This window comes from Staphylococcus sp. EG-SA-14, assembly GCF_017151935.1.
Lineage (GTDB): Bacteria > Bacillota > Bacilli > Staphylococcales > Staphylococcaceae > Staphylococcus > Staphylococcus aureus.
Genome location: NZ_JACVZM010000011.1, coordinates 37,444 through 58,707 on the forward strand (window position 1 = coordinate 37,444; position 21,264 = coordinate 58,707).

24 protein-coding genes are annotated in these 21,264 nt (G+C 32.6%); 14 read left to right on the top strand and 10 right to left on the bottom strand.

Annotated features, from left to right (window positions below; all coding sequences use genetic code 11):
• The first annotated feature begins 16 nt into the window (after positions 1–16).
• From IDG63_RS08055 to dltD, 7 genes are all read left to right on the top strand, one after another.
• Complete coding sequence (locus tag IDG63_RS08055; RefSeq protein ID WP_000239131.1) at positions 17–976, top strand: 2-hydroxyacid dehydrogenase; 960 nt, start codon at positions 17–19, stop codon at positions 974–976.
• 253 nt (positions 977–1,229) lie between these two features.
• Complete coding sequence (locus tag IDG63_RS08060; protein ID WP_001790652.1) at positions 1,230–1,340, top strand: hypothetical protein; 111 nt, start codon at positions 1,230–1,232, stop codon at positions 1,338–1,340.
• A gap of 47 nt (positions 1,341–1,387) precedes the next feature.
• On the top strand, positions 1,388–1,540 hold the full coding sequence (locus IDG63_RS08065; protein WP_000837752.1) for a teichoic acid D-Ala incorporation-associated protein DltX: 153 nt from the start codon (positions 1,388–1,390) through the stop codon (positions 1,538–1,540).
• A 15-nt stretch (positions 1,541–1,555) separates the two neighbouring features.
• Positions 1,556–3,013 (top strand): D-alanine--poly(phosphoribitol) ligase subunit DltA, encoded by a 1,458-nt coding sequence (dltA, locus tag IDG63_RS08070; RefSeq protein ID WP_000129653.1) that lies wholly within the window; start codon positions 1,556–1,558, stop codon positions 3,011–3,013.
• Complete coding sequence (dltB, locus tag IDG63_RS08075; RefSeq protein WP_000613545.1) at positions 3,010–4,224, top strand: PG:teichoic acid D-alanyltransferase DltB; 1,215 nt, start codon at positions 3,010–3,012, stop codon at positions 4,222–4,224. The genes dltA and dltB overlap by 4 nt, the downstream gene beginning before the upstream one ends.
• Before the next feature lie 17 nt (positions 4,225–4,241).
• A complete protein-coding gene (dltC, locus tag IDG63_RS08080) occupies positions 4,242–4,478 on the top strand; it encodes a D-alanine--poly(phosphoribitol) ligase subunit 2 (protein ID WP_000395692.1) in 237 nt (78 codons plus the stop codon).
• Entirely contained in the window at positions 4,475–5,650 is a 1,176-nt protein-coding gene (gene dltD, locus IDG63_RS08085; RefSeq protein WP_000769416.1) for a D-alanyl-lipoteichoic acid biosynthesis protein DltD, read from the top strand. The genes dltC and dltD overlap by 4 nt, the downstream gene beginning before the upstream one ends.
• A gap of 262 nt (positions 5,651–5,912) precedes the next feature.
• On the opposite strand, the gene IDG63_RS08090 is transcribed toward dltD, so the two are convergent.
• Complete coding sequence (locus IDG63_RS08090) at positions 5,913–6,155, bottom strand: NifU family protein (protein ID WP_001141883.1); 243 nt, start codon at positions 6,153–6,155, stop codon at positions 5,913–5,915.
• A gap of 100 nt (positions 6,156–6,255) precedes the next feature.
• Between IDG63_RS08090 and IDG63_RS08095 the strand changes: the two genes are divergently transcribed.
• Entirely contained in the window at positions 6,256–6,579 is a 324-nt protein-coding gene (locus tag IDG63_RS08095; RefSeq protein ID WP_000401418.1) for a YuzD family protein, read from the top strand.
• A 58-nt stretch (positions 6,580–6,637) separates the two neighbouring features.
• On the opposite strand, the gene IDG63_RS08100 is transcribed toward IDG63_RS08095, so the two are convergent.
• Entirely contained in the window at positions 6,638–7,702 is a 1,065-nt protein-coding gene (locus IDG63_RS08100; RefSeq protein ID WP_000794020.1) for an NAD(P)/FAD-dependent oxidoreductase, read from the bottom strand.
• A 316-nt stretch (positions 7,703–8,018) separates the two neighbouring features.
• Here IDG63_RS08100 and IDG63_RS08105 point away from each other — a divergent pair, with 316 nt between their 5' ends.
• From IDG63_RS08105 to IDG63_RS08130, 6 genes are all read left to right on the top strand, one after another.
• Complete coding sequence (locus tag IDG63_RS08105) at positions 8,019–8,255, top strand: YuzB family protein (protein ID WP_001068337.1); 237 nt, start codon at positions 8,019–8,021, stop codon at positions 8,253–8,255.
• A 12-nt stretch (positions 8,256–8,267) separates the two neighbouring features.
• Complete coding sequence (locus IDG63_RS08110) at positions 8,268–8,627, top strand: HesB/IscA family protein (RefSeq protein WP_001143495.1); 360 nt, start codon at positions 8,268–8,270, stop codon at positions 8,625–8,627.
• A 453-nt stretch (positions 8,628–9,080) separates the two neighbouring features.
• A complete protein-coding gene (locus IDG63_RS08115; protein WP_000046076.1) occupies positions 9,081–10,289 on the top strand; it encodes an NAD(P)/FAD-dependent oxidoreductase in 1,209 nt (402 codons plus the stop codon).
• Positions 10,290–10,419: 130 nt separating this feature from the next.
• On the top strand, positions 10,420–11,895 hold the full coding sequence (locus tag IDG63_RS08120; RefSeq protein ID WP_001009690.1) for a M17 family metallopeptidase: 1,476 nt from the start codon (positions 10,420–10,422) through the stop codon (positions 11,893–11,895).
• 410 nt (positions 11,896–12,305) lie between these two features.
• A complete protein-coding gene (locus tag IDG63_RS08125; protein ID WP_000606324.1) occupies positions 12,306–13,622 on the top strand; it encodes a Na+/H+ antiporter family protein in 1,317 nt (438 codons plus the stop codon).
• Positions 13,623–13,640: 18 nt separating this feature from the next.
• Positions 13,641–14,015, top strand: a complete 375-nt coding sequence (locus IDG63_RS08130; RefSeq protein ID WP_000149295.1) for a PaaI family thioesterase — start codon at positions 13,641–13,643, stop codon at positions 14,013–14,015.
• A gap of 55 nt (positions 14,016–14,070) precedes the next feature.
• Here IDG63_RS08130 and IDG63_RS08135 read toward each other — a convergent pair whose 3' ends face one another.
• The 8 genes from IDG63_RS08135 to mnhA1 form a co-directional block, all read right to left on the bottom strand.
• Positions 14,071–15,225 (bottom strand): FAD/NAD(P)-binding protein, encoded by a 1,155-nt coding sequence (locus IDG63_RS08135; protein ID WP_000558756.1) that lies wholly within the window; start codon positions 15,223–15,225, stop codon positions 14,071–14,073.
• A 248-nt stretch (positions 15,226–15,473) separates the two neighbouring features.
• On the bottom strand, positions 15,474–15,830 hold the full coding sequence (gene mnhG1 / locus IDG63_RS08140; RefSeq protein ID WP_000590451.1) for a Na+/H+ antiporter Mnh1 subunit G: 357 nt from the start codon (positions 15,828–15,830) through the stop codon (positions 15,474–15,476).
• Positions 15,808–16,101, bottom strand: coding sequence for a Na+/H+ antiporter Mnh1 subunit F (gene mnhF1 / locus IDG63_RS08145; RefSeq protein WP_001016306.1), 294 nt, complete (start codon positions 16,099–16,101; stop codon positions 15,808–15,810). Before mnhF1 ends, mnhG1 begins: the two co-directional genes overlap by 23 nt.
• Positions 16,101–16,580 carry a Na+/H+ antiporter Mnh1 subunit E gene (mnhE1, locus tag IDG63_RS08150; RefSeq protein ID WP_000290674.1) on the bottom strand — a complete coding sequence of 160 codons (480 nt, stop codon included), beginning with the start codon at positions 16,578–16,580 and terminating at the stop codon, positions 16,101–16,103. Before mnhE1 ends, mnhF1 begins: the two co-directional genes overlap by 1 nt.
• A gap of 1 nt (position 16,581) precedes the next feature.
• A complete protein-coding gene (gene mnhD1 / locus IDG63_RS08155; RefSeq protein ID WP_000573077.1) occupies positions 16,582–18,078 on the bottom strand; it encodes a Na+/H+ antiporter Mnh1 subunit D in 1,497 nt (498 codons plus the stop codon).
• Positions 18,071–18,412, bottom strand: a complete 342-nt coding sequence (gene mnhC1, locus IDG63_RS08160) for a Na+/H+ antiporter Mnh1 subunit C (protein WP_000402803.1) — start codon at positions 18,410–18,412, stop codon at positions 18,071–18,073. The genes mnhD1 and mnhC1 overlap by 8 nt, the downstream gene beginning before the upstream one ends.
• Entirely contained in the window at positions 18,412–18,840 is a 429-nt protein-coding gene (gene mnhB1 / locus IDG63_RS08165; protein ID WP_001081626.1) for a Na+/H+ antiporter Mnh1 subunit B, read from the bottom strand. Before mnhB1 ends, mnhC1 begins: the two co-directional genes overlap by 1 nt.
• Entirely contained in the window at positions 18,833–21,238 is a 2,406-nt protein-coding gene (gene mnhA1, locus IDG63_RS08170) for a Na+/H+ antiporter Mnh1 subunit A (protein WP_000054609.1), read from the bottom strand. The genes mnhB1 and mnhA1 overlap by 8 nt, the downstream gene beginning before the upstream one ends.
• Between the last annotated feature and the right edge of the window lie 26 nt (positions 21,239–21,264).

Genomic DNA, 21,264 nt, shown 5'->3' on the forward strand with positions numbered 1-21,264 from the left:
AAGTAGGTGAATTGATTTGGTAAAAATAGTTGTTTCGAGGAAAATTCCAGATAAATTTTATCAACAATTAAGTAAACTTGGTGACGTTGTTATGTGGCAAAAATCATTAGTGCCTATGCCTAAAGATCAATTTGTGACAGCACTTCGTGACGCAGATGCTTGTTTTATTACATTAAGTGAACAGATCGATGCAGAAATTTTAGCGCAATCACCAAATTTAAAAGTAATTGCGAATATGGCTGTAGGATATGACAACATCGATGTTGAAAGTGCAACAGCGAATAACGTGGTTGTCACGAATACACCAAATGTACTTACTGAAACAACTGCAGAATTAGGATTTACATTAATGCTTGCTATAGCACGCCGTATTGTAGAAGCTGAAAAATATGTAGAAGCAGATGCATGGCAAAGCTGGGGTCCTTATTTATTGTCAGGTAAAGATGTCTTCAATTCAACTATTGGAATATATGGTATGGGAGATATTGGTAAAGCTTTTGCAAGAAGGTTGCAAGGGTTTAATACTAATATTCTTTATCATAATCGATCAAGACATAAAGATGCAGAGGCGGACTTTAATGCAACATATGTTTCTTTTGAAACGTTGTTAGCAGAAAGTGATTTTATCATCTGTACAGCGCCACTTACAAAAGAAACACATCATAAATTTAATGCTGAAGCATTTGAACAAATGAAAAATGATGCAATTTTTATTAATATCGGTAGAGGACAAATTGTAGATGAAACAGCATTAATCGATGCACTAGACAATAAAGAAATTTTAGCATGTGGTTTAGATGTATTAGCAAATGAACCGATTGATCATACACATCCATTAATGGGACGTGATAATGTTCTGATTACACCACACATTGGTAGCGCATCAGTAACAACACGGGACAATATGATTCAATTATGTATTAATAATATAGAAGCGGTTATGACAAATCAGGTACCACATACTCCAGTAAATTGAAAATAAGTATGGTTTTTAATCATTGGTAAAACAAGCAAAGCAATTGTTAAATATGTTATGCTTGACTTGCGAATGTATATATTTGCGCTGATGATAATTCAATAACATTATAAACTCGTCATATTAATGTGATGAGTTTATTTGATTTTGACGTATATAACAAAATTGTTATATAGACTGTAATTGTTTATTGTTTAAATAACCTTTAAAATGAATGATGTTCTCAACAAAGTGTATCATTTACAATAATTGAGTGATGACAACCAATTACTATGTTGAATCTATAAAATTAAAATTGAATTTCATTATGAATATCGATATAATGAATTGTAAAAAACAAATTTTAAAACGTATTTTATATTGAACGGTCTTTATAAAGGCGTTTTTACTAAGAACTTTAAGAGGTGCAATATGAAATCTAAAAGTAAACAGCCACCTAATAAATATGTTGAAGCATTCAAACCATATTTATTAACACTATTGTATTTGGCAATATTTATTACTTTATATTTAATTTATGGCAGTGGCGACACACACAATAACTTCATTTATAATGAGTTCTAATGAGGGAGACTTAATATGACAGATATTATTAACAAGCTGCAAGCGTTTGCGGATGCAAATCCACAAAGCATTGCTGTTAGACACACAACTGATGAATTAACTTATCAACAGTTAATGGATGAGTCTAGTAAATTAGCACATCGATTACAAGGTAGTAAGAAACCGATGATTTTATTCGGTCACATGTCACCATATATGATTGTTGGGATGATTGGTGCCATTAAAGCAGGATGTGGATATGTACCTGTAGACACTTCAATTCCTGAAGACCGTATTAAAATGATTATTAACAAGGTTCAACCAGAGTTTGTATTTAATACGACTGATGAATCATTTGAAAGTTTAGAAGGCGAAGTATTTACAATAGAAGATATTAAAACATCTCAAGACCCAGTAATTTTTGATAGTCAGATTAAAGATAACGACACAGTATACACAATCTTTACATCTGGTTCTACTGGGGAACCTAAAGGTGTTCAAATTGAATATGCAAGTTTAGTTCAATTTACTGAGTGGATGTTAGAACTTAATAAATCAGGAAATGAACAACAATGGCTTAACCAAGCGCCATTTTCATTTGATTTATCTGTAATGGCTATTTATCCATGTTTAGCATCAGGCGGTACATTAAATCTTGTAGATAAAAACATGATTAATAAACCTAAATTATTAAATGAAATGCTAACAGCAACACCGATTAACATTTGGGTATCAACACCATCATTTATGGAAATGTGTTTATTATTACCAACGCTTAATGAAGAACAATATGGTAGTCTTAACGAATTCTTCTTCTGTGGTGAAATTCTACCTCACAGAGCAGCAAAAGCGTTAGTAAACCGTTTCCCAAGTGCGACGATTTACAACACATATGGTCCAACTGAAGCTACGGTAGCAGTTACAAGTATTCAAATTACACAAGAAATCTTAGATCAATATCCGACATTACCTGTTGGCGTTGAAAGACCAGGCGCAAGATTATCTACTACAGATGAAGGTGAACTTGTTATCGAAGGTCAAAGTGTAAGTTTAGGATACTTAAAAAATGACCAAAAAACAGCTGAAGTATTTAATTTCGATGACGGTATTCGTACATATCACACTGGTGATAAAGCGAAGTTTGAAAATGGTCAATGGTTCATTCAAGGTCGTATTGATTTCCAAATCAAATTGAATGGCTACAGAATGGAATTAGAAGAAATTGAAACACAATTACGCCAGTCTGAGTTCGTAAAAGAAGCGATTGTTGTACCTGTATATAAAAATGATAAAGTTATTCATTTAATTGGTGCAATTGTGCCAACGACTGAAGTTACGGACAATGCAGAAATGACTAAAAATATTAAAAATGACTTGAAATCACGCTTACCAGAGTATATGATTCCTAGAAAGTTTGAATGGATGGAACAATTGCCATTGACTTCAAATGGTAAAATTGACAGAAAGAAAATTGCAGAGGTAATTAACGGATGATTCCATATGGTGATTTTACATTCTTCTTAATTGCTTTAATTGCATTATTACCAGTCATTATACTTGGATTTTTAGGTAAGCGAAGTTACATTTATAATGGCGTAGTTACAGCATTTATGATTGTGTTAATCTTTTCTTCTGATAAACATAATCTGTTTGACCAAAAGTATTTAAGTGTTCAATTAATTAGTTTTATTATTTACGTCGTATGGCAAGTTTTATTGATAATGTTTTATTATCATTCAAAACCAAAAAATAATTCATTTTCAAAATTTGTAACTGTAATGGTTTTATCAATATTGCCATTAGCACTTGTGAAAGTGTTACAAAGTACATGGTTAGGTGGACATCAGATTCACTTCCATGAAAGTAAATTAATTGAATTTGTTGGTTTCTTAGGAATTTCTTATGTTACATTCAAAAGTGTGCAGTTAATTATGGAAATTCGTGATGGTTCTATCAAAGAAATTAAAGTATGGAAATTAATTCAATTTATTTCATTCTTCCCAACGATTTCATCTGGACCAATCGATCGTTACAAACGTTTCGTTAAAGACGATAAAAAAGTACCAACAGGCAATGAATATCGTGAATTAGTATTAAAAGCAATTCACATGATTATGCTTGGTTTCTTGTATAAATATATTGTTGCTTACCTTATTAACACATATGCAATCATGCCGTTACAATTAGACTTACATGGCTTTGTCAATTTGTGGTTATATATGTACGCATACAGCTTATATTTATTCTTTGACTTTGCAGGTTATAGTTTATTTGCGATAGCATTTAGTTATTTATTCGGTATTAAAACACCACCAAACTTCGATAAACCTTTCAAAGCGAAAAATATTAAAGATTTCTGGAATAGATGGCATATGACATTATCATTCTGGTTCAGAGATTGTATTTACATGAGATCTTTATTCTACATGTCTCGTAAAAAATTATTGAAGAGTCAATTTGCAATGTCTAACGTGGCATTCTTAATCAACTTCTTCATAATGGGAATTTGGCATGGTATCGAAGTGTATTACATTGTTTATGGTTTATACCATGCAGCATTGTTTATAGGTTATGGCTATTATGAACGTTGGCGTAAGAAACATCCGCCACGTTGGCAAAATGGTTTCACAACAGCACTTAGCATTGTGATTACATTCCACTTTGTAACATTTGGCTTTTTAATCTTCTCAGGTAAACTTATATAATAAAGGAGAATTTAATTATGGAATTTAGAGAACAAGTATTAAATTTATTAGCAGAAGTAGCAGAAAATGATATTGTAAAAGAAAATCCAGACGTAGAAATTTTTGAAGAAGGTATTATTGATTCTTTCCAAACAGTTGGATTATTATTAGAGATTCAAAATAAACTTGATATCGAAGTATCTATTATGGACTTTGATAGAGATGAGTGGGCAACACCAAATAAAATCGTTGAAGCATTAGAAGAGTTACGATGAAATTAAAACCTTTTTTACCCATTTTAATTAGTGGAGCGGTATTCATTGTCTTTCTATTATTACCTGCTAGTTGGTTTACAGGATTAGTAAATGAAAAGACTGTAGAAGATAATAGAACTTCATTGACAGATCAAGTACTAAAAGGCACACTCATTCAAGATAAGTTATACGAATCAAACAAGTATTATCCTATATACGGCTCTAGTGAATTAGGTAAAGATGACCCATTTAATCCTGCAATTGCATTAAATAAGCATAACGCCAACAAAAAAGCATTCTTATTAGGTGCTGGTGGTTCTACAGACTTAATTAACGCAGTTGAACTTGCATCACAGTATGATAAATTAAAAGGTAAGAAATTAACATTTATTATTTCACCACAATGGTTTACAAACCATGGTTTAACGAATCAAAACTTTGATGCTCGTATGTCTCAAACTCAAATTAATCAAATGTTCCAGCAGAAAAACATGTCTACTGAATTAAAACGTCGTTATGCACAACGTTTATTACAGTTTCCACATGTACACAATAAAGAATACTTGAAATCTTATGCTAAAAACCCTAAAGAAACTAAAGATAGTTATATTTCTGGTTTTAAAGAGAATCAATTGATTAAAATAGAAGCGATTAAATCATTGTTTGCAATGGATAAATCTCCATTAGAACATGTTAAACCTGCTACAAAACCAGATGCTTCTTGGGATGAGATGAAACAAAAAGCAGTTGAAATTGGTAAAGCTGATACTACATCGAATAAATTTGGTATTAGAGATCAATACTGGAAATTAATTCAAGAAAGTAAGCGTAAAGTTAGACGTGACTACGAATTCAATGTTAATTCTCCAGAATTCCAAGATTTAGAATTACTTGTAAAAACAATGCGTGCTGCTGGTGCAGATGTTCAATATGTAAGTATTCCATCAAACGGTGTATGGTATGACCACATTGGTATCGATAAAGAACGTCGTCAAGCAGTTTATAAAAAAATCCATTCTACTGTTGTAGATAATGGTGGTAAAATTTACGATATGACTGATAAAGATTATGAAAAATATGTTATCAGTGATGCCGTACACATCGGTTGGAAAGGTTGGGTTTATATGGATGAGCAAATTGCGAAACATATGAAAGGTGAACCACAACCTGAAGTAGATAAACCTAAAAATTAAAATACAAATAGCACATAACTCAACGATTTTGATTGAGCGTATGTGCTATTTTTATAATTTAAATTTCATAGAATAGAATAGAAATATACGCTTGGATATGTGGCAATAATAAAATAATTAATCAGATAAATAGTATAAAATAACTTTCCCATCAGTCCAATTTGACAGCGAAAAAAGACAGGTAATAACTGATTATAAATAATTCAGTATTCCTGTCTTTGTTGTTATTCATAATATGTTCTGTTAACTTAATATCTTTATATTAGAATACTTGTTCTACTTCTATTACACCAGGCACTTCTTCGTGTAATGCACGCTCAATACCAGCTTTAAGAGTGATTGTAGAACTTGGGCATGTACCACATGCACCATGTAATTGTAATTTAACAATACCGTCTTCCACGTCAATCAATGAGCAGTCGCCACCATCACGTAATAAAAATGGACGAAGACGTTCAATAACTTCTGCTACTTGATCAAACATCGTTGTATCTTCAGTAGGCATCAGGCAAGTCTCCTTTCGAGAGATGAATTTGATAATCTTTATTAGTATATTATAATAGATAGTGTAATAAAAATCTATCAAACTAATGGGGGATAAATATATGGAGCACGTGAGTGTGGTAGTATATGGGGAAGATGTTATATGTGCAAGTTGCGTTAATGCGCCAACATCGAAAGATATTTATGACTGGCTACAGCCGCTATTAAAAAGAAAATACCCAAATATATCATTTAAATATACGTATATAGATATTACAAAAGATAATGACAACTTAACAGATCATGATTTACAATTTATTGAAAGAATAGAACAAGATGAACTATTTTATCCATTAATTACAATGAACGATGAATATGTAGCAGATGGTTATATACAAACAAAGCAAATCACTCGATTTATAGACCAAAAGCTTGTGAATGAATAATATACACATAACAAAAAGCAATGTCAGTAATAGTGTGAACTGACATTGCTTTTTAATTTTAACCATTATGATATTTATATAACCAAAGTACGCCGGATTTTAAAATAGAAGCGAGTCGTCCTGTTACAGTGCGGTCCATGATATATGCAAAACCTTGTTTATCTCCTAATGACCCAACGATACCTTGTACCTTTAGTTCCGGCATTTTGTCAGGTAATGGTTCATTTAGCCATTGCTTTTTAAGCACATCGGCAATTTGATCACCTTGAACTTCGGCTAACTGAGCACTTGGCGCATGTGGTAAATCAGCACAATCACCAACTACATAGACGTTACGATATGTTGGTACTTGATGATACTGGTTAACTATCACGCGTCCATTACTATTTATATCAATCGGCAAGTTACGAACAACTTCAACAGGTTGAATTCCTGCTGTCCATACAACTAAATCAATATCTTTAGGTTCATCACAGTTATATATTTTACCAGGTTCAACTTTATTAATATTTGAATTTGGAACAACAGTAACATTATTTTTGGCGAACCATTTCGCAACATACTTACTTAATTTTTCTGGAAAATTTCTTAAAATTCGCGGCCCACGGTCATAAAGATATATTTCCAAGTCTGATCTACTTTCTCTTAATTCGCTGGCAAGTTCTATGCCGCTTAATCCAGCACCAACGATACCAACTTTAGCACCTTCTGGTAGTTCACTAATACTATGGAAAGTATCCCGAGCCTTTGAGAGTGTTTGAATACTATGTGTATATTCTTCGGCTCCTGGAACGTTATGATATTTATCTTCACATCCTAAACCAATGATTAGCTCATCATAATCAATTTTAGAATTACCGACTGAGACAATTTGAGCATCTAAATCTATGTCGTTAATTTCACCATAAACTGTATTCACTTGTGGATGATTAGGGAATTTCATGCGAACATCTTTATCTGATTTCGTGCCCGCAGCTAAAGCATAAAATTCTGGTTTCAATCCATGAAATGGCATACGATCAACTAATGTGACTGTATAATCTTGTGGTAAAGAAGTAGTTAAAATGCGTGACATGATACGCATATTACCATATCCGCCGCCTAACAAAACTAAGTTTTTCATAATGAAGTACCCCTTTTATATGTTAATATTTACTTTAATTTTGAAAAGATCAAAGTGCATAGATATATTTGTTAATGAACAGTTATAAAATGCAAGTGTCTTTGATTCATTAATAACCCCTAAAAAAGTAAATATGTATTTATATGCTTATTATATATTTTTTTGAAAATGACTACAAATAAATATTTGTACTAACTAAGGCACTATTACATAACTGGCATAAGAAACATCAGTTGTTGGTAATTGAGCACATCATGTTAAAATACCAGTTTTAAAATGCTATAATATTGTAACAAATGAAATAAGAAGGTGAAGTATGAATCCGATCGTAGAATTTTGTCTCTCTAACATGGCAAAAGGTGGAGATTATGTTTTTAATCAACTGGAAAATGACCCAGATGTCGATGTGTTAGAGTATGGTTGCCTGACACATTGTGGTATATGTTCAGCCGGGTTGTATGCTTTAGTAAATGGTGATATTGTTGAAGGTGATTCGCCGGAAGAATTATTACAAAATATATATGCACATATAAAAGAAACATGGATTTTTTAAGGAGGAGTTATCATGCCAACAGTTATATTAACAGAAGCAGCTGCCTACGAAGTAAAAGATATGCTTAAAGCAAATGAAATGCCAGATGGCTATTTAAAAATTAAAGTGAATGGTGGCGGGTGCACTGGTTTAACATACGGTATGGGTGCAGAAGAAGCGCCTGGTGAAAATGATGAAGTCTTAGAATACTTTGGATTAAAAGTATTAGTAGACAAAGAAGATGCACCCGTATTAAATGGTACGACTATTGATTTTAAGCAATCATTAATGGGTGGCGGTTTCCAAATCGACAATCCTAATGCAATTGCTTCATGTGGCTGTGGTAGTTCATTTAGAACTGCAAAAGTTGCAGGTAATCCTGAAAATTGCTAATAAAATAACTTTTTAATGGTTAACCCAATTTTTTGGATACAAATTGATATCAATAACGATTAGGGACATATTTGATTATGTCCTATTTTTACGTAAAGATATTTTGTTTTATTAAAAAGCTTATTGAAAATTAAGAATCTGACTATAAATAGTAATTTAAATGATCGTGATAACGGATACATTTTTAATCGAAATCAGGCTACAAAAAAATTAATTAATTTTTTCACAATCTGACTGAATCTTGCTTGAAAATATAACATAAAAGCTATAGAATTAGTATTGGATTAAAAATGTCTTTTTTGTGAACATCACAGGTTTTTACATAATTTAAAAGACTTAAATATCAAAATGATGATAAACTAGTATACATTGTGGTAAAAGTAGTAATGACCAGTTGTTACTAGTAATTATCAGCATTTGGTTAAAAAAATATGAAAGCTTAGGTGAAATTAAATGGCTCAAGATCGTAAAAAAGTACTTGTACTTGGTGCTGGTTATGCAGGTTTACAAACTGTAACTAAATTGCAAAAAGCGATATCAACAGAAGAAGCAGAAATTACGCTTATTAATAAAAATGAATATCACTATGAAGCAACATGGTTACATGAAGCATCAGCAGGTACACTAAACTATGAAGATGTATTATATCCTGTGGAAAGTGTCTTGAAGAAAGACAAAGTGAACTTTGTTCAAGCAGAAGTAACAAAAATTGACCGTGATGCTAAAAAGGTAGAAACAAATCAAGGTATTTATGACTTTGATATTTTAGTAGTAGCATTAGGTTTCGTTAGTGAAACATTCGGCATCGAAGGTATGAAAGATCATGCTTTCCAAATTGAAAATGTTATCACAGCACGTGAATTATCACGTCATATCGAAGACAAATTTGCTAACTATGCAGCATCAAAAGAAAAAGATGATAACGATTTATCTATCTTAGTTGGTGGTGCTGGATTCACTGGTGTTGAATTCTTAGGTGAATTAACAGACAGAATTCCTGAATTATGTAGCAAATATGGTGTGGATCAAAATAAAGTTAAAATCACTTGTGTTGAAGCAGCACCTAAAATGTTACCAATGTTCTCAGAAGAATTAGTTAACCACGCAGTTAGCTACTTAGAAGACCGCGGTGTTGAATTTAAAATTGCTACACCAATCGTTGCTTGTAACGAAAAAGGTTTTGTAGTTGAAGTAGATGGTGAAAAACAACAATTAAATGCAGGTACTTCAGTATGGGCAGCTGGTGTACGTGGTAGTAAATTAATGGAAGAATCATTTGAAGGCGTTAAACGTGGACGTATCGTTACAAAGCAAGATTTAACAATCAATGGTTACGACAACATTTTTGTTATTGGTGACTGTTCAGCGTTTATCCCAGCTGGAGAAGAACGTCCATTACCAACTACAGCACAAATTGCAATGCAACAAGGTGAAAGTGTTGCTAAAAACATTAAACGCATCTTAAACGGTGAATCAACTGAAGAATTCGAATACGTTGATCGTGGAACTGTTTGTTCTTTAGGTTCACATGACGGTGTAGGTATGGTATTTGGTAAACCTATCGCTGGTAAAAAAGCAGCATTCATGAAAAAAGTGATTGATACACGTGCGGTATTCAAAATCGGTGGTATCGGTTTAGCATTCAAAAAAGGTAAATTCTAGGCTTTAAATAAAGTTTCAGCTAAACACATAAAATTAAATTATTCATTTATAAAGTCCTTCAGTGTCACTGAAGGGCTTTATTGTTGTACAATTTGAAGTGAGTAACATATCAAATCTAAGGAGGTACATTATGAATTTTAAATTAAATAACACACTAAGCAACGAAATAAATACATTGATTATTGGTATACCAGAACATTTAAATCAGTTAGAGCGCATTAGTTTTAATCATATCGATATTACAGAATCACTTGAAAGACTAAAACATCAACATATTATTGGTAGTAAAGTTGGGAAGATTTATACAACTGCATTTGATGTACAAGATCAAACATATCGTTTAATTACAGTTGGTTTAGGAAACTTAAAAGCACGTAGTTATCAAGATATGTTGAAAATATGGGGACATCTTTTCCAATACATAAAGTCAGAACACATTGAAGATACATATTTACTTATGGATTCATTTATTTCAAAATATGATCAGTTATCAGATGTATTAATGGCATGCGGTATTCAAAGTGAGCGTGCAACATATGAATTCGATCATTATAAATCAAGTAAGAAGGCACCGTTTAAGACGAATTTAAACCTTATTAGTGAATCATTAATTGAATTAGATTTCATTCATGAGGGTATCAGTATTGGCCAATCCATTAATTTGGCAAGAGACTTTAGTAATATGCCACCGAATGTATTAACACCACAAACATTTGCAGAAGATATTGTTAATCATTTTAAAAATACAAAGGTCAAAGTAGATGTTAAAGATTATGACACTTTAGTTTCTGAAGGATTCGGACTTTTACAAGCAGTAGGTAAAGGTAGTAAGCATAAACCGAGATTAGTAACCATCACATATAATGGCAAAGACAAAGATGTAGCACCAATTGCCTTAGTTGGTAAAGGTATAACGTATGATTCTGGTGGTTATAGTATTAAAACGAAGAATGGCATGGCTACAATGAAGTTTGACATGTGTGGCGCTGCGAATGTCGTTGGTATCATTGAAGCGGCTAGTCGTTTACAACTGCCTGTAAATATTGTCGGAGTGCTTGCTTGTGCTGAAAATATGATAAATGAAGCATCAATGAAGCCAGATGATGTATTTACAGCATTAAGTGGTGAAACTGTAGAAGTAATGAATACAGACGCTGAAGGTAGATTAGTCCTTGCAGATGCTGTGTATTATGCAAATCAATATCAGCCTAGTGTGATTATGGACTTTGCTACATTAACGGGTGCAGCAATTGTTGCACTAGGCGATGATAAAGCTGCTGCATTTGAATCGAATAGTAAATTGATATTAAACGACATATTACAAATAAGTTCTGAAGTCGATGAAATGGTATTTGAATTACCGATTACTGCAACCGAACGTGCAAGTATTAAACACAGTGATATCGCTGATTTAGTTAACCATACGAATGGACAAGGTAAAGCGCTATTTGCGGCAAGTTTTGTAACACATTTTAGTGGTCAAACACCTCACATTCATTTCGATATTGCAGGTCCAGCAACGACTAATAAAGCTTCATATAATGGTCCAAAAGGGCCAACAGGATTTATGATTCCGACGATAGTACAATGGTTAAAACAACAATAATTTAATTATTTGCCTGATACAACTTGTGTCTTGATATACATTTCTAATTTAACTCTTGAAAGTATAAAGGATCGCATTGTATCAGGCATTTTCATTGTTGTAAGAAAATATAAATCGCATATCCTTGTGAGCATAAATCAACTTGACTAGCATTGCAAAAAAATATTATAAGCATATGTTCATTTAGTCAACGACTACTAATATTACATTTTAGAACTTAGGATTTTGATTGGTGTTCCAGGCTTGTAAAATTGTTTAATTTAATGAAAGCGAAAATTATTTTAAGAAAGACAATTAACTAAAAAATAAAGATTATTGGTATAGTTTGCTATTGACAGGTGTTAAAGCTACTGATACTATGTAGTCTATAAACGCTTTAGTTCGATAGAGTGATAAAGGATGGTTGTCATATGATAAATGCAGTAGTAATAGCAGTAATTTTAATGATTGTGCTATGTTTATGTAGATTAAACGTAGTTATAAGCTTATTTATCAGTGCGCTAGTTGGTGGCTTAATTTCAGGCATGAGCATTGAAAAAGTTATAAATGTATTTGGGAAAAATATAGTCGATGGTGCTGAGGTAGCATTAAGCTATGCTTTATTAGGTGGATTTGCAGCATTAATTTCATACAGTGGTATCACAGACTATTTAGTAGGAAAAATTATAAATGCAATTCACGCTGAAAATAGTCGATGGTCAAGAGTTAAAGTCAAAGTGACAATAATCATTGCATTATTAGCTATGAGTATCATGAGTCAAAACTTAATTCCTGTACATATTGCATTCATTCCAATTGTCATCCCACCATTGTTAAGTCTGTTTAATGACTTAAAAATAGATAGACGTTTAATCGGTTTGATTATCGGTTTTGGTTTATGTTTCCCGTATGTGTTATTACCATATGGATTCGGTCAAATTTTCCAGCAAATTATTCAAAGTGGCTTTGCAAAGGCGAATCACCCAATTGAGTTTAATATGATTTGGAAAGCAATGCTTATTCCTTCAATGGGGTATATTGTTGGCTTACTTATCGGTTTATATGTATATCGTAAACCACGTGAATATGAAACACGTAAAATTTCAGATAGTGACAATGTTACAGAGTTAAAACCATATATCTTAATAGTAACAATTGTGGCAATACTAGCTACATTTTTAGTACAAACATTTACAGATTCAATGATTTTTGGTGCACTGGCAGGGGTACTCGTATTCTTTATTTCACGTGCATATAATTGGTATGAATTAGATGCTAAGTTTGTTGAAGGTATTAAAATTATGGCTTATATTGGTGTAGTTATTTTAACAGCAAATGGATTTGCTGGTGTAATGAATGCTACTGGTGATATAGATGAATTAGTTAAAACTTTAACAAGTATTACTGGTGATAATAAATTATTTAGCATTATCATGATGTATGTGATAGGTTTAATTGTCACTTTAGGTATTGGATCATCATTTGCAACAATTCCTATTATCGCATCATTATTCATTCCTTTTGGAGCGTCAATTGGACTAGATACAATGGCATTAATCGCATTGATTGGAACAGCGAGTGCATTAGGTGACTCAGGTTCACCTGCAAGTGATTCAACATTAGGACCAACTGCGGGATTAAATGTTGATGGCCAACATGATCATATACGCGATACATGTGTACCAAACTTCTTGTTTTATAATATTCCTTTAATGATTTTCGGTACTATTGCTGCTATGGTACTATAAGCATAAAGAGGTGAAAATATGACTCATTTATTAGAGACATTTGAGATGTCAATAGATCACCAGGAAGATGGTTTAGTTGTTATTTCTATGCCTGTTACTGATAAAGTAAAACAACCATTTGGATATTTACATGGTGGTGCTTCGATTGCTTTAGGTGAAACAGCATGTTCATTAGGATCCGCTAACCTAATTGATACAACCAAATTTATTCCATTAGGTTTAGAGATGAATGCTAACCATATTCATTCTGCTAAAGATGGTCGTGTTACTGCGACAGCTGAAATTATTCATCGAGGTAAGTCGACACATGTATGGGATATAAAAATTAAGAATGACAAAGAACAATTAATTACAGTTATGCGTGGTACAGTTGCTATTAAACCTTTAAAATAAAAGAACTGCTAGCTGAAATGTTATGAGATATTCATAACTACGGCTAGCAGTTTTTTTATGCGCTATATTGTTGTAGTTTTAGAAATGCTTGTTCAATGCGTTCGGCAGCTTTACGACCACCCATAACATTTCTACCAAATGGTCCTAATTCTAAGTCTGCAAAGCATCCTGCGACAAATAGATTTGGTATCCATTCTAATTTTTCGGAAATAACAGGGTAATTACATTCGTTGATAGGTGCATCATAATTTTGTATTAATTGCTTAATAAGTGGTTGTGACATAAAATCTTGTTCAAAACCAGTTGCAACCATAATCTGTTGATATGGAACAGAATTATTTTCAGTGTTAATTACACCACCACTAATTTGAGTGATAGGTGTTTTATGCACATTTATACGACCATTTTTAATATGTTTTTTAAGGCGTAAGTACAGTTCGTGAGGCATTGATCCTTTATGACGTTCACGTTGTACAATGGCATTTCTTTCAGGCATGCTTTTAGTACTTAAAAATGAAGACATATTTTTCGGACCTAACCAACCAGGATCAGCATCAAAGTCATGTATTTCAATATCTTTATTTAGCCATAAATGAATCTTTTTATCGTTATCATGATTTAACAATTTAAGTGCAAGATGTGCAGCCGTAATGCCACTACCAACGATATGATCGGTCTTATCATATACTACTTGATCATGTTCTTTCTCGAAGATATGATTTACATTCTGTTTGTCTTTTAAAATGTCAGGCATAAACGGAATATTTGTACTACCTATTGCAATAACGACGCAATCTGTAGTGATAATTTGTCCATCTTCTAACTTGATATGCCATTTGTCTTCTTGTTTATCTAAAGTTTGAACTAAACCTTGAACCAAGCAATCCTCTAATTGATATTGTTTAGAAGCATGTGCAATATGATCCATAAACATTGTCAATTCAGGTCGTTGATAAGGACCATAAAAAGCATTTGTATATTGGTGCTGTTTAGCGAATTGTTTTAGATGGAACGGTTGTGGATGTACGTGATGTACAATCGGTGATCTTAAATAAGGCATTTCTATTCGATTTGTAAATGAGTTAAACCTTTGGCAAAAAGTTTCGTGTGGGTCAATGATTGTTAATCGGTCTGTTGTTAATCCGCTTGATAATAGTTTTTGTGCGATTGCAGTTCCCTGTATGCCACCGCCGATAATTGTCCAATGCATAATAAAACCTCTCTCTTTTTAAAGCGTAATCGTTACGATTTATAATTATTATTATCATAATACATAACGACATGAAAGGCAATTAAATTAAAGAGATATATGTAGATAGGGCGAAGCTGTAGTCAAAGAAAAAACCATTGAAAAAGAGGTAACAATGTCAAAAGAAAACAGCAGTAAAATCATTCCTAATTTGGAATCATCTTACTGCTGTTTGTTGTTGATTTATATTCATGATTTTGTTATATAATCTACAATTTTGTGTCTTTTAAGTCTTCTGAAATTTCATCGACTTTAGTCTTTTTAGTATAAGGCGTTTTAATATTATATGCTGCTTTCATAATCATATGACTTGAAAGAGGACCTGTAATTAATACAAAGATAATCGCAACGATTAATTGCATATTTACAAAACCTTGAGTAGCAATAAAATATAAAAACGTACCAAATAGTAATGACATTGCACCTAATGTTGATGCTTTTCCGGCAGCATGTGCACGTGAATATACATCTTCAAGTCTCAATAATCCTATAGCTGCCAGGGCGCTAATTAAAGCACCGATGATAACAAAGATAAGTGCAAGACTAATCAGTATGATTTTGATCATGTTCAATCACCTTACCTTTGTCCATAAATTTAGAGAATACTGCAGTACCTAAAAAAGCTAATATACCAATCATCATAATAACGACAATCATGTATTTAATATTTAATAAAATACTGAATAATGCTATAACTGCCATTAATTGAAGACCAATCGCATCTAATGCGACAACACGATCGGCAAGTGATGGGCCTAGCACAACGCGAATGAGCATAGCTAACATAGAAATGACAACTATGATTAATGCAATAACGATAATAACATTATGATTCATTATATTTCGCCCACCTCTCTTACAATTTTCTCTAATGATGTTTTAATACTTTCTACTTCTTGCTCTTTAGTTGAAAAATCTATGGCATGAATATAAATTTTTGTACGATCGTCACTTACACCAAGCACTACAGTACCAGGTGTTAATGTAATTAAATTAGACAGCAAGACAATTTGCCAATCTTTTTTTAAATCTGTGTGATAAACAAAGAATCCTGGTTCATTTTTAATCGAAGGTTTAATAATAATTTTCAAAACATCAAAATTAGCTTTAATCAGTTCGATTAAGAAAATAATAACTAATTTAATAATACGATATAGCGTGATGACATAAAATCTACCTGGTAACACTCTGTGTAAGAGGTAAACAAGAACTAGGCCAAAGATGAAACCTAACACAAAGTTATTTGTTGTGTAACTATTTGTTACAAACAACCAAAACACTGCGATAATAAAGTTTAATACTAATTGTACAGCCATGTTATTTACCTCCTAATACAGCTTTAACGTAGGTTGATGGATTGTAGAATGTTTCTGCACCAGCTTTTACCATTGGATATAAGTAATCTGCTGACAATCCATATAAAACAGTTATCACAACTGCAACGATTGCAATCGTAGTTAAATATTTGACGTCGACTTTGTTATTAAGATCATATCCTTTTGGTTGACCGAAAAAGCCTTGTAGGAATATGCGAATGACAGAATATAATACGACTAAACTTGATAATAAGACGATGACACCACTTAAATAAAATCCTCTTTCAAATGTTGATTGGACAATGAAAAATTTTCCATAAAAGCCACTGAGTGGGGGAATGCCAGCTAAACTTAATGCTGCGATAAAGAATGACCAACCAAGTACAGGATATCGTTTAATTAAGCCACCAAATTGTCTTAAATCAGCAGTGCCTGTAATTTTAATCATAATTCCGATAAGCAAGAATAATGCAAGTTTTACTAACATGTCGTGCAATGTATAGTAAATAGCACCAATCATACCTGACTCTGTCATCATTGCAACGCCGACTAAGATTACACCTACAGCAATCATGACATTGTATAGGATGATTTTTTTAATGTTGGCATATGCAACAGCACCGACACAACCAAAGATGATCGTTAATAGTGCTAAGAATAAAATGACATAATGTGAAAAGCTTACATTATCACTAAAGAATAGGCTCAATGTTCTAGCGATTGCATAAACACCAACTTTTGTTAACAAAGCACCAAAGAATGCAATGATTGGAATTGGTGGTGCATAGTATGCACTAGGTAACCAAACAAACATTGGGAATACGCCAGCTTTTGTAGCAAAAACAAAGATAAATAGTATGAAAACGATATTGACTAAGCCACTGTCATGCGCTGAAAGGTTAGCTAATTTATTGCTTATATCTGCTAGATTCAATGTTCCTACTACTGAATACAAAATCGCTACACCCATTACGAAGAAGGATGACGATACAACGTTAACAAGAACATATTTGATTGTTTCTTGTAGTTGAATTTTTGTAGAACCAATTACTAATAAGAAATAAGATGACATTAAAAATACTTCGAAAAATACGAATAAGTTGAAAATGTCACCAGTTGTGAATGCACCAATGATACCTATTAACATAAATAGTACTGAAAAATAATAATAATATCTTTCACGTTCAATACCAATTGTTTGGTATGAATATAAAATCACAATAGCTGTAATAATAATACTAGTAATTATTAGTAGCGCACTGAATATGTCTAATACAAAGACAATACTGTATGGTGCTTTCCATGAACCTAGCTCTACTCGTATTGGTCCATGTTTAACAACATTTGCTAAATTGATAATTGCCGCGACCAAGGTTAATAATGTACCGCCTAGTGCGACATAACGCTTTATAATAGGACGCTTTCCAATAAAGACAAGTAATATGGCTGTAATTACTGGAATAACTAGCGTTAACACAAGCATATTACTTTCAATCATCTTCTGGAACTCCTTTCATACTCTCAACGTTATCTGTGCCTAATTCTTTATATGTTCTAAATGCTAATACTAAGAAAAAGGCTGTTGTCGCAAAGGCGATAACGATTGCTGTTAAAATAAGTGCTTGCGGGATAGGATCAACATAGCTTTTTACGTTCGCTTCATAAATTGGAACAGTACCATGTTTAAGTCCGCCCATAGTTATTAAAAATAAATTTGCTGCATGTGTTAATAGTGTAGTTCCCATAACAATTCGTATCAGACTTTTAGACAAAACGAGATAGACACTAATTGCTGTGAGAATACCACTAACAAAAATCATAATAATTTCCACTATTCGTTCTCTCCAATCGAAATAATAATTGTCATGACAGTACCAACTACTGCACATAAAACACCGAAATCAAAGAATACTGCTGTTGTCATATGAACAGGTTCTAATATAAATAACGGTATATCAAATGTGACATGCGTAAAGAAATTTTTGCCTAAAAACCAACTTGCGATAGGCGTCGCAATACAAAAAACTAATCCGATACCTATCAAGATTTTAAAATCTAATGGGAAAATTTTACGCATTGTTTCTATATCAAATGCAATCGTAATGATAACAAGTGAACTTGCGAATAATAATCCGCCGACGAAACCGCCACCAGGTGTATAATGTCCTGCTAAGAAAAGTGAAAAACCAAAGACCATTACCATGAAAAAGATAATAACTGCAGCAAATTGCAAAATTAGATCATTTTGTTGTCTATTCATGATTTTTCACCTCGTTACCTTGCGTTTGACGCTTTTTACGTAATTTAATCATTGTATATACAGCTAATCCTGCGATACCAAGCACAGATGACTCGAATAGAGTATCCATACCACGGAAATCAACAAGTATGACGTTTACCATGTTTTTACCGTGAGCTAAATCATAGACGTGCTCTTGATAAAACTTAGATATCGATTCAAAATGTCTATTTCCGTATGCAATTAAACCGATAATAATGACGGACAAACCAACTCCACCAGCAATTAAAGCATTAGTAAGCTGGAATGAGCGCTTTTCATTATAACGATTTAAATTTGGTAAATGGTAGAAGCATAATAAGAACAATGCTGTTGAAATAGATTCAACGACAAACTGTGTCAATGCTAAGTCGGGTGCTTTAAAGAATATAAACAATACAGACACAGCATATCCAACTGCACTTAACATAATAATGCTAAATAATCTTGATTTAGCGAAAAGAATTAAAAAGGCAGCGCTTAATAATAAAATTACGATACAAACTTCGAAAATTCTAATCGGACTAACGTCTTTAAAATTAATGTTGAAAGGTACTGAGAATATAGTGACAAATGTTAATAAAATTAATGCACCAAAAATGATAACTAAATTATTACGTGAATAATCGGTAACATAGCTATTCGTCATCTTTTCAGAGTAGTTTGGAATAACATTTGCACTTCTGTTGTACCAATAATTGAATGTTAGTTTACCAGGTTGTCGTTGCAACAATTTCACCCAATAACTAAATGTCACAATTAGTAAGATACCTAAAATATAAATCACTAATGTTGATAAAAAGGCAGGCGTTAATCCATGGAACATATGGAATTCAACATCATCAATTACCGTATGATTAATCGAAGATGTAGCTGGTTCAATAATCGAATTAGTTAAAATGCCAGGGAATAAACCGAATACAATTACTAATGTAGCTAAAATAGCTGGTGATAAAAGCATTAATATTGATACTTCGTGTGCTTTTTTAGGTAATTGTTCAGGTTTATATTGTCCGAAAAATATATGCATTATAAATTTAATTGAATATACAAATGTGAAGACACTGCCCACTATACCAATGATTGGGAATAGGTAGCCTAATGTATCAACACTGAATAAATTTGCTTGGCTTGCTGTAAATGTTGTTTCTAAAAATGATTCTTTTGATAAGAAACCATTGAACGGTGGTACACCAGCCATACTTAATGCTGTAATAACAGTGATTGTAAATGAAATAGGCATAATTGTTAGTAAGCCACCTAATTTCTTAACATCACGTGTACCAGTAGAATGATCCACTGCACCTGTAATCATAAATAGGGCACCTTTAAATGTTGCATGGTTGATTAAATGGAATATTGCAGCCGTAAATGCAGCAGCATATATTTTGCTATCATCGCCTTGATAGTGATAACTAATGGCACCGATTCCAAGCATTGCCATAATCATACCTAATTGGGATACTGTTGAAAATGCTAGGATACCTTTCAAGTCTTGTTGTTTTGTTGCGTTTAGCGAAGCCCAGAATAACGTAATTAAACCAACGAGTGTGACAGTCCATACCCAACCTTGCGATGCTGCGAAGATTGGTGTCATTCGAGCGATTAAATATAACCCTGCTTTAACCATTGTTGCTGAATGAAGATAAGCACTGACTGGTGTAGGTGCTTCCATTGCATCTGGTAGCCAAATATAAAATGGAAACTGAGCAGATTTTGTAAAAGCACCAATCATGATTAAAATCATCGCAAAAATGAAGAATGGGCTATTTTGAATTTCAGAAGCATGTTGAATCATGTACTGAATGCTAAATGATTGCGTTGGTATAGCGAGTAAGATGATACCACCTAATAATGATAGACCACCAAATACTGTGATTATGAGCGATTTTTGAGCACCATATATAGATGCTTGTCGTTCGCGCCAGAATGAAATAAGTAAAAAACTAGAAAATGACGTTAGCTCCCAGAATAAATATAGAATAATAACATTATCTGAAAGTACGACACCTAACATTGCACCCATAAATAGTAATAAATAACAATAAAAATTCCCTAGTTGTTCTGACTTACTTAAGTAGCCGATTGAATATAATACTACTAAACTGCCGATTCCTGAAATAAGCAAACTAAAGAGTAAACCTAAGCCATCAAGATATAAATCAAAGTTCATACCAAAATGAGGCATCCAATTTAAGGTTTTCATTACAGTATTACCTGACATCGTCGTTTTAATTAATGTAAGCATATAAATAAATATGACGATAGGGACAGGTAATACGAACCATCCTAAATGTATACGTTTAAAAAATCTATACAGGATAGGAATAATGAGTGCGAATATTAACGGTAATATCACCGCAATATGTAACAAACTCACTATGTTGTCCTCCTTTAAAAAATATT

Excerpts from the sequence above, each read along its gene's own strand:
- IDG63_RS08065 (WP_000837752.1), top strand. The coding sequence starts at position 1,388 with ATGAAATCTAAAAGTAAACAGCCACCTAATAAATATGTTGAAGCATTC.
- dltA (WP_000129653.1), top strand. The coding sequence starts at position 1,556 with ATGACAGATATTATTAACAAGCTGCAAGCGTTTGCGGATGCAAATCCA.
- dltB (WP_000613545.1), top strand. The coding sequence starts at position 3,010 with ATGATTCCATATGGTGATTTTACATTCTTCTTAATTGCTTTAATTGCA.
- dltC (WP_000395692.1), top strand. The coding sequence starts at position 4,242 with ATGGAATTTAGAGAACAAGTATTAAATTTATTAGCAGAAGTAGCAGAA.
- dltD (WP_000769416.1), top strand. The coding sequence starts at position 4,475 with ATGAAATTAAAACCTTTTTTACCCATTTTAATTAGTGGAGCGGTATTC.
- IDG63_RS08090 (WP_001141883.1), bottom strand. The coding sequence starts at position 6,155 with ATGCCTACTGAAGATACAACGATGTTTGATCAAGTAGCAGAAGTTATT.
- IDG63_RS08095 (WP_000401418.1), top strand. The coding sequence starts at position 6,256 with ATGGAGCACGTGAGTGTGGTAGTATATGGGGAAGATGTTATATGTGCA.
- IDG63_RS08100 (WP_000794020.1), bottom strand. The coding sequence starts at position 7,702 with ATGAAAAACTTAGTTTTGTTAGGCGGCGGATATGGTAATATGCGTATC.
- IDG63_RS08105 (WP_001068337.1), top strand. The coding sequence starts at position 8,019 with ATGAATCCGATCGTAGAATTTTGTCTCTCTAACATGGCAAAAGGTGGA.
- IDG63_RS08110 (WP_001143495.1), top strand. The coding sequence starts at position 8,268 with ATGCCAACAGTTATATTAACAGAAGCAGCTGCCTACGAAGTAAAAGAT.
- IDG63_RS08115 (WP_000046076.1), top strand. The coding sequence starts at position 9,081 with ATGGCTCAAGATCGTAAAAAAGTACTTGTACTTGGTGCTGGTTATGCA.
- IDG63_RS08120 (WP_001009690.1), top strand. The coding sequence starts at position 10,420 with ATGAATTTTAAATTAAATAACACACTAAGCAACGAAATAAATACATTG.
- IDG63_RS08125 (WP_000606324.1), top strand. The coding sequence starts at position 12,306 with ATGATAAATGCAGTAGTAATAGCAGTAATTTTAATGATTGTGCTATGT.
- IDG63_RS08130 (WP_000149295.1), top strand. The coding sequence starts at position 13,641 with ATGACTCATTTATTAGAGACATTTGAGATGTCAATAGATCACCAGGAA.
- IDG63_RS08135 (WP_000558756.1), bottom strand. The coding sequence starts at position 15,225 with ATGCATTGGACAATTATCGGCGGTGGCATACAGGGAACTGCAATCGCA.
- mnhG1 (WP_000590451.1), bottom strand. The coding sequence starts at position 15,830 with ATGATCAAAATCATACTGATTAGTCTTGCACTTATCTTTGTTATCATC.
- mnhF1 (WP_001016306.1), bottom strand. The coding sequence starts at position 16,101 with ATGAATCATAATGTTATTATCGTTATTGCATTAATCATAGTTGTCATT.
- mnhE1 (WP_000290674.1), bottom strand. The coding sequence starts at position 16,580 with ATGGCTGTACAATTAGTATTAAACTTTATTATCGCAGTGTTTTGGTTG.
- mnhD1 (WP_000573077.1), bottom strand. The coding sequence starts at position 18,078 with ATGATTGAAAGTAATATGCTTGTGTTAACGCTAGTTATTCCAGTAATT.
- mnhB1 (WP_001081626.1), bottom strand. The coding sequence starts at position 18,840 with ATGAATAGACAACAAAATGATCTAATTTTGCAATTTGCTGCAGTTATT.